Annotated in this window: 10 protein-coding genes; 8 read left to right on the forward strand and 2 right to left on the reverse strand. The window is 68.9% G+C overall.

Annotation, left to right across the window (positions count from 1 at the left end):
- The first annotated feature begins 5 nt into the window (after positions 1–5).
- Together AVP41_RS00540 and AVP41_RS00545 are read left to right on the forward strand one after the other, a co-directional pair.
- On the forward strand, positions 6–3,074 hold the full coding sequence (locus tag AVP41_RS00540; protein ID WP_067159253.1) for an alpha-mannosidase: 3,069 nt from the start codon (positions 6–8) through the stop codon (positions 3,072–3,074).
- Entirely contained in the window at positions 3,071–5,014 is a 1,944-nt protein-coding gene (locus AVP41_RS00545) for a glycosyl hydrolase 2 galactose-binding domain-containing protein (protein ID WP_067159255.1), read from the forward strand. Before AVP41_RS00540 ends, AVP41_RS00545 begins: the two co-directional genes overlap by 4 nt.
- 47 nt (positions 5,015–5,061) lie before the next feature.
- On the opposite strand, the gene AVP41_RS00550 is transcribed toward AVP41_RS00545, so the two are convergent.
- Both AVP41_RS00550 and AVP41_RS00555 read right to left on the reverse strand, forming a co-directional pair.
- Complete coding sequence (locus AVP41_RS00550) at positions 5,062–6,210, reverse strand: Gfo/Idh/MocA family protein (RefSeq protein ID WP_067159259.1); 1,149 nt, start codon at positions 6,208–6,210, stop codon at positions 5,062–5,064.
- Positions 6,207–7,043, reverse strand: coding sequence for a class I fructose-bisphosphate aldolase (locus AVP41_RS00555; protein ID WP_067159262.1), 837 nt, complete (start codon positions 7,041–7,043; stop codon positions 6,207–6,209). The genes AVP41_RS00550 and AVP41_RS00555 overlap by 4 nt, the downstream gene beginning before the upstream one ends.
- 86 nt (positions 7,044–7,129) lie before the next feature.
- Between AVP41_RS00555 and AVP41_RS00560 the strand changes: the two genes are divergently transcribed.
- The 6 genes from AVP41_RS00560 (at position 7,130) to AVP41_RS00585 (ending at position 14,047) form a co-directional block, all read left to right on the forward strand.
- Positions 7,130–8,131 (forward strand): carbohydrate kinase family protein, encoded by a 1,002-nt coding sequence (locus AVP41_RS00560; protein WP_067159265.1) that lies wholly within the window; start codon positions 7,130–7,132, stop codon positions 8,129–8,131.
- A 33-nt stretch (positions 8,132–8,164) separates the two neighbouring features.
- Positions 8,165–9,190 (forward strand): LacI family DNA-binding transcriptional regulator, encoded by a 1,026-nt coding sequence (locus tag AVP41_RS00565; RefSeq protein WP_197464230.1) that lies wholly within the window; start codon positions 8,165–8,167, stop codon positions 9,188–9,190.
- Between the two features lie 67 nt (positions 9,191–9,257).
- Entirely contained in the window at positions 9,258–10,271 is a 1,014-nt protein-coding gene (locus tag AVP41_RS00570; RefSeq protein WP_067159271.1) for a phosphotransferase family protein, read from the forward strand.
- Positions 10,268–11,542, forward strand: a complete 1,275-nt coding sequence (eno, locus tag AVP41_RS00575; RefSeq protein WP_067159274.1) for a phosphopyruvate hydratase — start codon at positions 10,268–10,270, stop codon at positions 11,540–11,542. Before AVP41_RS00570 ends, eno begins: the two co-directional genes overlap by 4 nt.
- Positions 11,539–12,750, forward strand: a complete 1,212-nt coding sequence (locus tag AVP41_RS00580) for an AGE family epimerase/isomerase (protein ID WP_067159276.1) — start codon at positions 11,539–11,541, stop codon at positions 12,748–12,750. The genes eno and AVP41_RS00580 overlap by 4 nt, the downstream gene beginning before the upstream one ends.
- The gene (locus AVP41_RS00585; protein ID WP_067159279.1) at positions 12,737–14,047 is read left to right on the forward strand and encodes a carboxylesterase family protein; all 1,311 of its coding nucleotides are present in this window, start codon (positions 12,737–12,739) and stop codon (positions 14,045–14,047) included. Before AVP41_RS00580 ends, AVP41_RS00585 begins: the two co-directional genes overlap by 14 nt.
- The last annotated feature ends 51 nt before the right edge of the window (positions 14,048–14,098 follow it).

Below are 14,098 nucleotides of genomic sequence, written 5' to 3' on the forward strand. Positions count from 1 at the left end.
CCACCATGACCCGCGGATCCATCGACGACGCGATCCTGCGAGACCGCGTCGCCCGGTATCTCCACCAACGCATTCGGCCGGCGGCACGCCGGACCCTCACTCCTGCCGACGTATCGGCGTGGACGTGTGCGGATCCGGTCGCCTTTGCGAACGCCGCCCGTCAGCAGTTCCGTCACGCGTCTGCGGGCATGCCCTGGGGCGCGCCATGGACGACCACGTGGCTGCGTGTCGAAGGGGCGGCCCCGGAGGCACCAGACGGTTGTCGCGTCGAGCTCACGATCGACCTCGGCTTCTCGGACGTGATGCCGGGCTTCCAAGCCGAAGGGATGGCCTACCGAAGCGACGGCACCATCGTGAAGGCCATCAATCCGACCACGCGCTGGGTCCCGCTCGAGCCCGGTGCCCGGTTCGACTTCTTCATCGAGGCGGCCGCCAACCCGGTCATCCTCAATGTCGAGGCGGGGCCGGCGGCAGCCTTCGCTCCGACCTCTCTGGGTGATCCTCTGACGGCTGGATCCGAACCGCAGTATCGCCTGGGTGCCATCGGTGTCGAGGTGATCGATGTCTCCACCGAACGTCTGGCGCGGGAGATCGAGGTCCTCACGGAACTCGCGTGGTCGCTGCCCGAGTCGTCGGCGCGGCGTTCCCGCATCCTCGCCGCCGTCGACGCGGCTCTGAACGCGCTCGACCCGGGAGACGTGCGGGGGACCGCAGCGACCGCTCGCGCGCTCCTGGTTCCCGAAGTGACGGCGCCGGCTTCGGTCCGCGCGCACGAGATCGTCGCCGTCGGGCATGCGCACATCGACAGCGCCTGGCTCTGGCCCTTCCGGGAGACGCGACGCAAAGTAGCCCGCACCGTCGCCAACGTCCTGGAACGGATGGACGAGGATCCGTTGTTGGTCTACGCGATGTCGTCCGCGCAACAGTATGCGTGGCTCCAGCAGGATCATCCGCAGCTCTTCGATCGCCTCCGAGCGCGTGTTCGTGAGGGGCGCTTCCTCCCGGTGGGCGGTATGTGGGTCGAGTCCGACGTGCAGATGCCCTCCGGAGAGTCCCTGGTGCGGCAGTTGCTGGAGGGATCCGCTTACTTCGACCGTGAGTTCGGTGTGCCGACCACCATCGGGTGGCTTCCCGACTCCTTCGGCTACTCCGGTGCCCTCCCGCAACTCCTGCGTTCTGCCGGTGCCACCCGGTTCGTCACGCAGAAGATGTCGTGGAGCCTGGTCAATCGCTTTCCGCACCATACGTTCGCCTGGGAAGGGATCGACGGAAGCCGGGTCACCACGCACTTTCCCTCGGTCGACACCTACAACTCCGCTCTCACCGGCGTCGAGCTCGCCCATGCCGCAGAGAACCTGGCCGAGCCGGAGCTCTTCGACTCCTCGATCGCACCGTTCGGCTACGGCGACGGCGGAGGCGGGCCCACGAGGGAGATGCTCGATCGCGCCCGGCTGACCGCGGACCTGGAGGGGTCACCCCGCGTCGTGGTGGCGGGGCCGCACCGCTTCTTCGACCGCCTGGACGCGGTCCTCGCGGCAGGAAGGGAACTCCCCATCTGGGTGGGCGAGCTCTACCTCGAAGCGCAGCGGGGTGTCTACACGTCGCAGGCGCGAACCAAGGCGGTTCATCGTCGGGTCGAACGCCTCCTGCGCGTCGCGGAGTTGTGGTCGACACAGGCGACCGTGCGAGAGGGTCGTCCTTACCCGGCGGAGACGCTGACGGACGCGTGGCACGAGCTCCTCCTGATGCAGTTCCACGACGTCCTTCCCGGGAGCTCGATCGCGTGGGTGCATCGCGAGGCCGAGGAGCGGCTGGGGCGGGTGGCCGCGCGCCTCGAACTCGTCATCGAGGAGGCCGTCGCCCACCTCACCGGTGGAGGCACAGAGCAGGTGTATGTCAACTCCTCACCGTTTCCGCGGCGTGGGGTGCCCGCGCACGCGATCGGCGCGATCGCCGACCCGCAGGGCGATCGCGGGCCGGTCGCCATCGAGCAAGGTGCGGAGACGGTCACCCTCGCTAATCTGGCGTTCGAGGTCACCGTCGAACTCGCGAGCGGCACGGTGACCTCCGTCATCGACAGAGCGCGGGGTCGGGAGGTGGTGAGCGCCGGTGGACGGCTCCATCTGCCCACACTGCACCGCGACGCGCCCGTCCGGTGGGACGCCTGGGACATCGACTCGTCGATCGATGCGGACGTCGAGACGCTCGACGCCGTCGCGTCGTTGCAGGTCCGAAGGAGCGAGGACGGTGCCGCCGTCGTCGAGGTCGAGCGCGCCTTCGGGCGGTCGCGAATGAGGCAGACCATCGAGCTCCCCCCGGGCGCGGAGCCTCTCCGACTGCGGACCCGCGTCGACTGGCAGGAGAGCGAGCGTCTCCTGAAAGTGGAGTTCCCCGTGGCGATCACGACGGACCGGTGGCAGGCGGAGACCCAGTTCGGACACGTGGAGCGCCCCACGCATCGCAACACGAGCTGGGACGAGGCGAGGTTCGAGGCCTGTGCGCATCGCTGGGTGCGCGTGGCCGAACCCGGGTACGGGGTCGCGATCGTCAATGAACGCACGTACGGATTCGACGCTCGAAGGATGGGCGACGGTGAGGGACGATCGTGGACGCGGCTCCGGGCGTCCCTGCTCACATCGAGTCGTTACCCCGATCCGGAGGCCGATCGCGGGGAGCACGAGTTCGCCTTCGTGATCGTGCCCGCCCCGGATCCGGTCGATGCCGTCGAGGCGGCCAACGGGGTGGCCGCCGAGGGAGGCCCCGTGCGCGGGCGGTGCGTCGCCGCGCTCGCGTGCAGCAGTGAACCGGGTGTCGTCGTGGAGACGGTGAAAATGGCTCACGACGGCTCCGGAGACGTGATCGTGCGTCTGTATGAGTGTCGCGGAGCCCACGCGACGACCGCCCTCGAACTGGGCATCGAGGTGCGCAGCGTCGTGGAAGTCGACATCTTGGAGCGTCCGGTGGTCGGAGCCGAACCGGTGCTCGACCGTCTCGAGTTCGGACCCTTCCGCGTTCGCAGTTTCCGCATTGCCACTGCCGCTGCCCCGTCAGCTGACCGAAAGGAAGACCTGTGAAGACGCTCTGGGACCTCGCCGAGGCATCGTGGACGCTGCGTGGCTGGCGGCAGAACGACTGGCGATGGGAGACGTCGTTTGCCCGCATCGAGTCGAAGACCCCGGAGATCCCGGGAGTGCCGGCACGTGTGCCCGGTTCTGTGCGGGGAGCACTCGTCGCCGCCGGCATCGTGCCGAGCCCCTACGACGGTCTCCGCTCACGCGAGTCCGAGTGGATCGAGAACCGACATTGGACCTTCACCACCGACCTTCCCGAGGGCGTCCGAGAGGCGGCACGGGCGGGCAGTCGCATCGTGTTGAGGGCGCAGAGCCTGGACTACGCCGGCTCCGTCCTCGTCGACGACGAGGAGGTCGCCACGTGGACCGGCGCCATGGTGCCCCAGGCCTTCGACCTCACCGAGGCGATTCGCGGGGGCGGGACGACGCTGACGATCGCCTTCGCGACGCTTCCGGACGAGCTCGGGCAGATCGGTTGGACCAGTCGGATCCGGGCCTGGAAGGCCCGCTTCAATTACGGCTGGGACTGGACACCGCGAATCGTCCAGATCGGGATCGTGGGCTGGCTTCGCCTCGAGGCGACGACCGGCCTCGAGATCGAGGGCTTCGACGTGCGAACCGACTTCGACCCGGACACTGGTCGGGGGATGGTCCGCTGCCGCGTATCGACCAGCCAGCCCGCCTCGGTCTCACTGACCCTGGACGGGCCGACCGGCTCCCAGAGCTGGCAGATCGCGGCCGACGGTGACTGGCACGAGTTCACCGCGGAGGGAGTGCAGCCGTGGCGCGTGCTCGTCGATGACGAGCAGGCCCTGTACACGGTGACCGCGACGGCCTCGGCGCAGGGAGGCGTCGATCACCGCATCCGACGAGTGGGGTTCCGTTCGGTGAGATGGGAACCCACCCTGGATGCTCCCGAGGGGTGCGAGCCGTGGCTGCTCCATCTCAATGGTGCGCCGATGTTCATGGGCGGAGTGAACTGGGTGCCCATCCGTCCCGACTACGCCGACCTCACGCGCGAGGACTACCTCGTCCGGTTGCAGACGTATCGCCGACTGGGGTTCACCGTCCTTCGCGTGTGGGGCGGCGCCGCGCGCGAGTCCGACACGTTCTACGAACTGTGCGACGAGATGGGATTCCTCGTCTGGCAGGAGCTTCCCCTGTCTTCGAGCGGCTTGGACAATCTCCCGCCGTCCGATCCGGCTTTCGCGGCAGAACTCGCAGAGATCGCAGTGGCCTACGTCACCGCGCTCGGCCATCACCCGTCGATCATGCTCTGGGGAGGCGGCAACGAACTCGCCGCGAACGATGCCGACAACGCGGGGTCGGTTCCCGCGACGCGCCAGCAATCGCCCCTCGCGGAGGCAGGCGCGGTGTTCGCGCGAGAGGATCCGCAACGTCGGTTCGTTCCGAGCTCGCCATCGGGCCCCCGCGCGCTGGCCTCGGCGGCGGATTTCGGCAGGGGAGTGCATCACGACGTTCATGGTCCGTGGATGCACGACGGGACGGACGAGCAATGGCGCGACTACTGGGACCACGACGATGCCGTGCTGCGCAGCGAGGTCGGATTCGACGGGGCGAGCGCGTACCCCCTCCTCGCCCGGCACGACCTCGTCGCGCCCACGGCGACGGTCGCGGACCGTGCCCGCGTCGCCGAGCTCTGGACGCACTCCGCCGCCTGGCTCCTGAGGTCCTTTCGCAGGTGGGACGGCGAGGGTGACCTCGCCGATTGGGTCGCTCAGGACCAGCAGAGACAGGCGGACATGCTCGGCTACGCCGCCGCCTCGGCTCGTCGCCGTTTCCCGCGATGTGCGGGGTTCATCGTCTGGATGGGGCACGATACCTATCCGATGCCCACGAGTCTGTCGCTCCTCGACTTCGACGGTCAGCCCAAACCGGCCGCGTGGTCGGTCGCGCGATCGCTCGGGGATGAGCCGGAGTGAGACAGGGGGAGGCGCGGTCGTCTCGACGCGCGTCCTCCCCTTCGCCCTCACGGCAGGGCGACGGCGCGACCCGAATCGTGCGAGTCCAGCGCTGCGGCGATGATGCGATGCGCCTCGAGCGCCTCGTGGGGCGTCGCGCAGCCGAATCGATCGCCGAGCTCTCCGGCGTACTCGGCCAGGAATGCGGACCACATCTGCAGAATGGAGTCGGCGAAACCGAACTCGAACAGCGGACCGGTGACGCTCGGCCATACCGAGACGCTTCCCGTGTCGGCCTGTTGCCAGACCTGCTCGCGTCCGACGCCCGGCAGGTCCACTCGCCGGAAGAACTCCACGCTCTTGGGGTTCTTGGTCGAGTACCGCACGCCGCCCTCGAGTCCCTGGACCTCGAGAGACCAGGTGTTCTTGTCTCCGAGAGAGACGCGCTTCGTCTCGACGCGCAACGAGATCTCTCCACCGGTCGCCGGAACCCGGGCCAGGAGTTCCGCATTCTCGAATGTGTCGACCGGCTCCCATCCGTCGGGCCCTCTCCGTTCCGGAACGATGTCCTGGAGGAGGCCGTACACCGACGCCGGTTCCCAGCCGAGTCGCAAGGGGATGTGCAGAGCGTGCATGCCCAGATCGTTGAGCGCGCCGGCTCGGCCGTTGTACCGTGCCTGACGTTTCCAGTTGATGGGCTTGTCGAGGTCGAGATCACTCGAGTGGAGCATGGCCGCACGCACGGAGAACGGCCGGCCCACGGCGCCGGCGCGGACGGCCTCGACGACCCATTGCGCGCCCGGGTAGAACGGGATCTCACTGGAGCAGCGCACGAAGGCGCCCGGTGTCTCTTCGATCACCCGGACGATTCGCCGCGCGGCCGCGAGATCGATCCCGAAGGGCTTCTCGGCCAGCAGCGCTTTCCCGGCGCGGATGGCGTCGATGTAGAACTGCTCGTGAAGGTCGTGGCGCACGGCGATGTAGACGACATCGATCTCGGGGTCGGCGAGGAGTCGTCGATAGTCCTCGTGGAGGCCGCGCACGGTATCGATGTCCGCGAACCACGAGAGGGCCTGGGGGTTGATGTCGGCCACCGCGGTGAGTCGGGCCTCGACCGGGTGATCCACGAGTGTCGGCCATCGTCGGATCGCGCCGGCGACCTCTCGGCCCATGAGCCCTCCGCCGATGATGCCGACGTTGACGACGCGGCGACTCATGCTGCGGCCTCCACGCGGGCGAGGGCATCCTCGACGGAGAGGTCGTCGTGGAGCATGCCCATCAGTGCGCGCGTGATCCCCGCGGGGTCGCGGTGCTGGACGATGTTGCGGCCATAGACCACGCCGTCCGCGCCTTGATCCAGCAGAGCCCGCGTGCGTGTGAGCAGTTCGCGGTCATCGACCCGCCCGCCGCCTCGCACCAGGATCGGGAGCCCGGAGGCGGCCTGGACGACGAGGTGGTAGTCCTCCACGCGATCCGTCGGGTCGGCCTTGATGAGATCGGCGCCCAACTCGACCGCCTGGCGGACGAGGGCGACGATGCGGGTGGTGTCCCCCTCGACGAGGTAGCTCCCGCGAGGGTTGTCCCGCATGACGAGGGGTTCCACCATGAGTGGCATCCCGTAGCGCTCGGCCTCGGATTTCAGAGCCTGGATCGTTCGGATGTTCTCTGCGCGGATCTCGGGGTGACCGGGGAGGTCCATGAGGTTCGCGACGATGCAGACCGCGTCCATCCGCACCGCGATCTCCACGGCGTCCGGGAAATGGGTGCTGAACAGCAGCGGGTCCAGGGGATGGCCGTAGACGTTGGCCACATCCGCGCGCAGGACCAGCGCCGGCTTGCGCCGATCGGGGATCTGCTGCAGATGCCGAGCTTGCCCCGGCGTCAGTTGGATGGCATCCGGCGCCGCGCCGACGATCGTGGTCACTGCCGCGCTGATGTCCTCGATCCCGGTGAGCACCGAGGGCTCGCCGAAGATCCCATGGTCGATCGCCACGTCGAGCGCGCGCCTCGACGCGGGGTGGAACAGTCGGTGGAGTCGATAAGCCGTCACGGGGTTTCCCTTCGCTCAGGGGACGAAGCCCCGCTGTGACGTCGATGCTATTGTGGCGAGACAACGTTGTCCAGAGGAGGTCGAGGATGACCGGATCTCGCGATCAGGCCGTCATGGTGGTCGGTCACGCCTGCGTGGATCTTCTTCCCCGGATGTCGGGACCCCCGGCTCTGGCTCCGGGCGTGCTGACCGACATCGGCCCGCTCGAGATCCGGTGCGGGGGAAGTGTCGTCAACACGGCAGAGGCGCTTCACGCCTTGGGGCGGTCGGTGCGGGTGGCTGCGGCGATCGGCGACGATCATCTGGGCGTGCTCCTGGAGCGTCATCTGCGACAGGTCGACCCCGACGCCGTGATCGAGCGCGTCGACGACGGAACCTCCTACTCGCTCGTGTTCGAGCACGGTGGAGCGAGCCGTGCGATCTGGCACCATGTGGGCGCGAATGCGCACTTCGTGGGAGAGCGACTCGACTTCCGCGGTGTCGAGCTGGTGCACCTCGGGTACGCCACGGCGCTTCCCGGACTCATCAGGGCAGAGGAGGAGGGCATTCCACCGCTTCTGGACGCCATGGCCGCAGCGGGGGCGACGCGTAGCGTCGACTTCGCGACGGTGGATCCGGCGTCTCCAGAACGTCAAGCCTGGCGAGAGCGTCTTGCCCACCTCCTGCCGCACATGGACGTCGTCAGCCCGAGCGCGGACGACCTGGCCTCGATCGGATGGCTGGCCCCGGGGGCGAAGCCTCGCGACGTGGCCGATGCCGCACGCCGTCTCGTGAACGGGGGAGCGGCAGTAGCCCTCGTGACCGACGGTGCGCGGGGCGCTCACCTGCACACGGCGGATCGCGCGCGTTTGGAGCGCGGCGGTGCCGCGCTGAGGCGCCTTGGCGCGGAATGGGAGGGTGTGAGGGAAGAGTTCCCGGCTGCGCCGGTGGCGGAGGTGGTCGGTACCAACGGAGCGGGCGACACCGCGACGGCGGGGCTGATCCATGCCCTCCTCGCCGGATATACTCCCCGAGATGCCGGTCGTCTCGCCGTTGCTGTCGCGGCTCAGCGGGTGGCAGGCCTGGATCTCCGCATCGAGGATGCATGAGGCGTCCCGGGGGTCCTGATCCGAGGGATGTGCATGGACACGACGCAGGAGGCTCGGCGCCCGACGCTACATGACGTGGCGGCGCTCGCGGGAGTGAGCATCAAGACCGTGTCCCGGGTCGTCAACGGAGTGAGCACCGTCGACAAGGGAATCGCCGAGCGCGTGCGAGAAGCCGTGACGAGCCTCGGCTATCGCCCCAACCAGTTGGCGTCCCGACTGCGGTCGGGTGCGCCGACCGCGATGATCGGACTGGTCCTGAAGGACATCTCCAACGAGTTCTACTCCTCGATCACGCTCGGGGTCGCTTCGTCGGCGCGTGCACGCTCCACGCAGCTGATCACCGCGGCCTCGGATGAGGACGTCGACGCCGCCGAGGAACTGGATCTCATCTTCGATCTCTGTCGTCGCCGAGTGGATGGGATGATCGTGATCCCGCGTGGCGGTGATTACTCGGCCCTCCAGCCGGAGATCGAGTTGGGCACCCCGATGGTCTTCCTCGATCGGCATCCCGAGGAACTGTCCGTCGACTCGGTCATGCTCGACAACGCCGGGGGAAGCCGCGCCGCGATCAACCGTCTCGTCGAACGCGGACATCGTCGAATCGGACTCGTCTTCCACGACCTCGAACTCGAACCGATCGCGGCGCGATTGGCGGGTGTGCGCGACGCGTTCGCGGATGCGGGCATCGAGGAGGACCCGGAGCTGGTGGTGTCGGGGCTGCGCGACCCGGAGTCGGCGCGCGTGGCGGCGCAGCGCATGCTGGAGATGGACGAGCCACCGACCGCGATCTTCTGTGCCTACAACCGTCTCACCGAGGGCGTGTTGACTGCGGTGTGGGAGTCGCGTTCCCAGACCCTCGTCGCAGGCTTCGACGACTTCCGCTTCAGTGGAATCGTGCCGGTGCCGCTGGTCCTCGTCGCCTACGACGCGCAGCGATACGGCCGAACAGCGGCAGACCTGCTGTTCGAGCGCATCGCGGGGGACCGATCTCCCTCCCGCAAGATCATCCTTCCGACGTCCATCGTCGAGACCGGACTCCTCTCCTCAGCTCGTCCTTGACGGGAGCAGACGGTCCTAGTTAAATGGTCGCTCAAGTGAGACAACGTTGTCCACGGTGAGGAGCTGCATGTCCACGTCGGTCTTCGGGCAGCCATCGCGCCTGGACCCGGAGAGCGCACGGGGCATCGTCTCCGCCCTGGGGATCGATGTCGACGCGGCCCGTGCACGGCTGCTGACCGGCGGGGTATCGAGCGTCGTCGTCGCCATCGACGGCGCCCGCGCCGTGGTGGTCAAACAGGCACTCGCCCATCTCGACGTCGCCACGGTCTGGGAGGCCGATCCCTCGCGATCGCAGACCGAGGTCGCTGCCCTGCACCTCTTCCACTCGATCACGCCGAATCACGTCCCCGACGTCCTCGCGTCCGTCCCCGACCGTCACGTGATCGTCATGGAGCGCGCTCCGCGCGGGTGGCGCGACTGGCGAGCCGTGCTCTTGGCCCGGCCCGGCCCGGCTGACGTGGATCGGGGTCGCGCCCTCGGACGTATCGTCGGTTCCTGGCACGCCGCGACGTGGAAAGATGACCGGCTCCGATCGGCGTTCGATCGGGAGACGGCGTTCGATCAGCTTCGGCTCGATCCGTTCCATCGCGAGCTGATCCGGCGCGGCGTGGTCTCCGCCGATGTCCTCGCGCCGCTCATCGACCAGTTGGCGCACACCCGTGAATGCGTCGTGCACGGTGATCTGTCTCCGAAGAATGTTCTTGTCGGAGATCCCGGAATGTGGGTGATCGATGCGGAGGTCGCGCATTTCGGTGCGGCCGTGTTCGACGTGGCGTTCCTGGTCGCTCATCTGGCCGTGAAGTCCTTCCACCTGCCCGACTCGAGCCACGTGCTCCGCGCCGTGGCGCACGCGTTCCGCGAGGGATACGAGGAGGCGAACCCGCAGCGCGTGACGGCCGGTGACATCGTGCGTCACGCGGCGGCGATCATGGCTGCCCGCGTGCACGGGAAGTCGCCCGCTGCCTATCTCGGCGCGTCCGAGGCGGCTCTGGTCGCATCGACCGCCCGCGAGGCGCTGGGAGCCCCCGACCCGGAGTTCGAGATGCTCTGGAACGCGACCGATCGAAGGGACCGACGATGACCACGATCGCCGCCGTCGCGGCATGGGAGGCACTCGACTCGCGGGGCAAGCCCACCGTCGCGGTGGCCGTGACCCTCGACGATGGCTCACGAGCCACCGCGCTGGCACCGTCGGGGGCCTCCGCGGGGTCACACGAGGCGCGGGAGCTGCGAGACGGCGGCCATCGCTATCGGGGCGCCGGCGTGCGGCAGGCGGTGAATCACGTCATCGACCGCATTGCACCGCGGGTCGTCGGTGCCGACGCGGATGAGCCCGCCGACATCGATGCCCTGTTGGTCACGCTCGATCCCCGTGCCGACCTCGGTGATCTCGGCGCCAACGCCGTCCTGGCGGTGTCTCTCGCGACGTGGCGTGCGGTGGCCCGGCGACGCGGGTCTCTGGCCCGGCTCCTGCAACCCGAGGGAGCGCTGCTTCTCCCGATGCCGATGGTCAACGTGGTCTCCGGCGGTGCGCACGCCGGCCGGCTCATCGACATCCAGGACGTGTTGGTCATCCCGAACGGAGCGCCCGATTTCGCGACCGCTCTGGAGTGGGCGTCCCGAGTGCGAGCGGAGGCCGCGGTCCTCGCGCAGGAGCACGGCTACGAGACGGCCGTGCTCGTCGCCGATGAGGGTGGCCTCGGCCTCCCTCTCCCGGGCAATCGCGCCGCGCTGCAACTCGTCGCGGATGCCATCGAACGTGCCGGACTCGAACCGGGGCGTGACGCGTCCATTGCTCTCGATCTCGCAGCCACCCAGCTCGTCCGCGACGGCCTCTACGAGCTCGCCGGCGAAGGCCGTCGGCTCGATTCCGCCGCCCTCGTCGCGGAGGTGGCGGAGTGGGCCGATGCGTTCCCGATCCTGTCCGTCGAGGACCTCCTCGGAGAGGACGACTGGGAGGGGTGGAGTCTCGCCACAGCCACGCTCGGCGACCGCGTGCGATTGGTGGGCGACGATCTCTTCGTCACCGATCCACGCCGCGTCGAGCGAGGAATCCTCGACAGGGCGGCCAACGCGGTGCTCATCAAGGTGAACCAGAGCGGCACGGTCAGCGGCGCGTTCGCGGCTCTCACCCGGGCGCGCGCGGCCGGGTGGGACACGATCGTCTCGGCGCGCTCGGGAGACACGGAGCAGTCCTGGCTCGCCGATCTCGCAGTCGGCTGGTCGGCCGGCCAGATCAAGGTCGGGTCCACGCACCGTTCGGAACGCACGGCGAAATGGAATCGCCTCCTCGAGCTCGAAGCGACCGAGAAGACCGTCTTCGCGCGCTCGCCAATGGGAGTGCGGCGATGATCCCGGAGGCAGCCATCTCGATTCTGAGCGCGTCGGGGAGATCGCGCGAGGCGCGGCGTCTGCTTGCCTTCCCGCAACCGCCGTTTCCTCCACAGGGTGGCGCATACTGGCTCGACGACGACGGTCGGCCCCTGCAGGACGAGCCGGTATGGACGTGGATCACCGCGCGAACGGCGCACGTCTACGGACTCGCTCATCTCGCCGGAGCGCCCGATGCGCGATGGCGAGCAGAGGTCGCGCTGCGCGGCCTCCGCGGGCCCCTTCGAGATGAGCGCGACGGTGGGTGGTTCGAGTCCTCCCCATCGCGAAGGACCCACAAGACCGCCTACACGCACGCGGCGGTGCTCTTGGCGTCGACGACGGCCCTGCGCGCAGGACTGGACATCACCGGAGAGTTGCTCAGGGAGTCGCTGGAGGTGATCGACGAGCGGTTCTGGGACGAAGAGGCAGGGATGTCGCGTGACGCGATGACACGCGACTGGTCCTCCACGTCGGACTATCGGGGTCTCAACGCGAACATGCACCTCGTCGAGGCCTACCTGGCCGTTCCCGACGAGGTCTCCCCACTCGCTCGACAGCGCGCGCTGGGGATCTGCCGGCGGGTCGTGGCGTGGGCGGAGGTCACCGATTGGCGTCTTCCCGAGCACTTCGATCTGGCCTGGGGTCCCGTGCTCGACTACGGCATCGACCGCCCGTCCGATCCGTTCACCCCGTTCGGATCGACGCCGGGGCACGGTTTCGAATGGGCACGGTTGCTCGCGGGCGCATCGGTGGAGGGCTCGGCGAAGGATGCGGCCTGGCTTCGTGAGGCCGCTCTCTCGCTCTACGATCGCGCTGCACGCGACGGATGGGCGCGGGACGGCGAGCCCGGTTTCGTCTACACCGTCGACTGGGAGGGCAGACCCGTCGCTTCACAGCGGTTGTTCTGGGTCGCCGCCGAAGCCGTTGCGGCGGCGGAGGTCCTCCTCAAGCTCACGGGGGATCCGCGGTACCACGACGATCGCCGTGTCTGGTGGCGTTACATCGACGAGTATCTCGTGGATCGTGAGCGCGGCTCCTGGCGGCACGAACTGGACCTCGGGAACCGACCCGCGAGCACGATCTGGGCGGGTAAGCCAGACCTCTACCACGCGTACCAGGCGTGCATCGTCCCCGATCTGCCCCTCTCGGCATCGGTCTCGGAAGGGGTGGCGCGTGCGCGAGTCTGACGCCGTCCGCGCGACGCTCGGTCTCCGCTTCGCCGAGCCGGTCGACGGCGCTCGGCGCTTCGCGGCCCCGGTCGCCGTGGAAGGTATCGAGCGCATCGCGGGCGGCGGATTCGGGCCGGCGGCGTGGCAGATGCCGCACCCCGATTTCACGTTCGGTGACGACTGTCTGACACTCAACGTCTGGGCGCCCGCAGACGCCGAGAGGCTCCCGGTCCTCGTGTGGATCCACGGCGGCGGGTACATCGGCGGCACGGCGGCCCAGCCCGAACTCGATGCCGGTGAGCTCGCCCTGGCACTCGGAGCGGTGATCGTGGCCGTCCAGTACCGCCTGGGGGTGTGGGGCTTTCTCGACATGCGCGCGGAGGCGCCGGGAGCAGTGGCCAACGCCGGTCTGCTCGACGTGCTGACGGCACTGGACTGGGTGCGGCGTCACATCGAGGAGTTCGGAGGAGACCCCGAGCGCATCACCATCGACGGAGCCTCGGCGGGCGCGGGCATCGTCGGAGCGTTGCTCGCTTCTCCCGTGGCGCGCGGGCGAGTGCGGGGGGCGATCCTGCAGAGCGCGCCCTTGGCGACCGTCCAGACGGAAGAGGCGTCAGCCGCCGACGCACGCCGGTTCACCGAGATCCTGGGGCAGGATCCGTCGTCGGCGTCCGTCGAGGCATTGCTGGAGGCGCAGCACCAGTTGACTCTCGAGGTCGCCCGCCAGCGCCCGGGGACGCTCGCGTGTTCGCCCGTCATCGACGGCCGTTTCCTCCACGGCTCACCCGTGGACACGCTCGCGGCAGGGCTCGGGGAAGCCGTTCCCGTGCTCGGAATGTGGAACAGCGACGAGGGGACCGCGTTTCGCGATGACCCCGTCGTCCGCACCGATGCGGCGGCACTCCAGGCGCTCCTGGCCGTGACCGCCGAGGACCTGCGGCGGCGAGAACCGGGCTGGCCGGACGATCCGAGCCGGATGCGGGTGGCCACGGAGGCGTACTTCGCGGCGCCGCTTCGTCGGGCACTCGCCGGGCACGCACGGGTCGCTCCGTCGTGGATGGCGCGGTTCGATCACCGCACCGAGGTGCTCGACCGGCTTGGCCTGGGCGCGTCGCACAGCGCGGAGGGGCCCTTCCTCTTCGGCAACCGCGATCGAGCCGCGTGGGCATTCATCGCGCCCGATGGTCCGACAGACGATGATCTTCGCATCCATGACGAGATGCAATCGATCTGGTCGCGGTTCGTGCGCGGCGGTGCCGCCCCGTGGGCCCCCATAGCGATCGAGGGGAGGCCTGTGGAGCGCGTCATCCGCTGATCCCGGTCGCCGGTCGTCCCGGCGGCATGTACCCGTTCGCCCCCATCGACC

The sequence above is a fragment of the Microbacterium sp. TNHR37B genome (genome assembly GCF_001620065.1).
Lineage (GTDB): Bacteria > Actinomycetota > Actinomycetes > Actinomycetales > Microbacteriaceae > Microbacterium.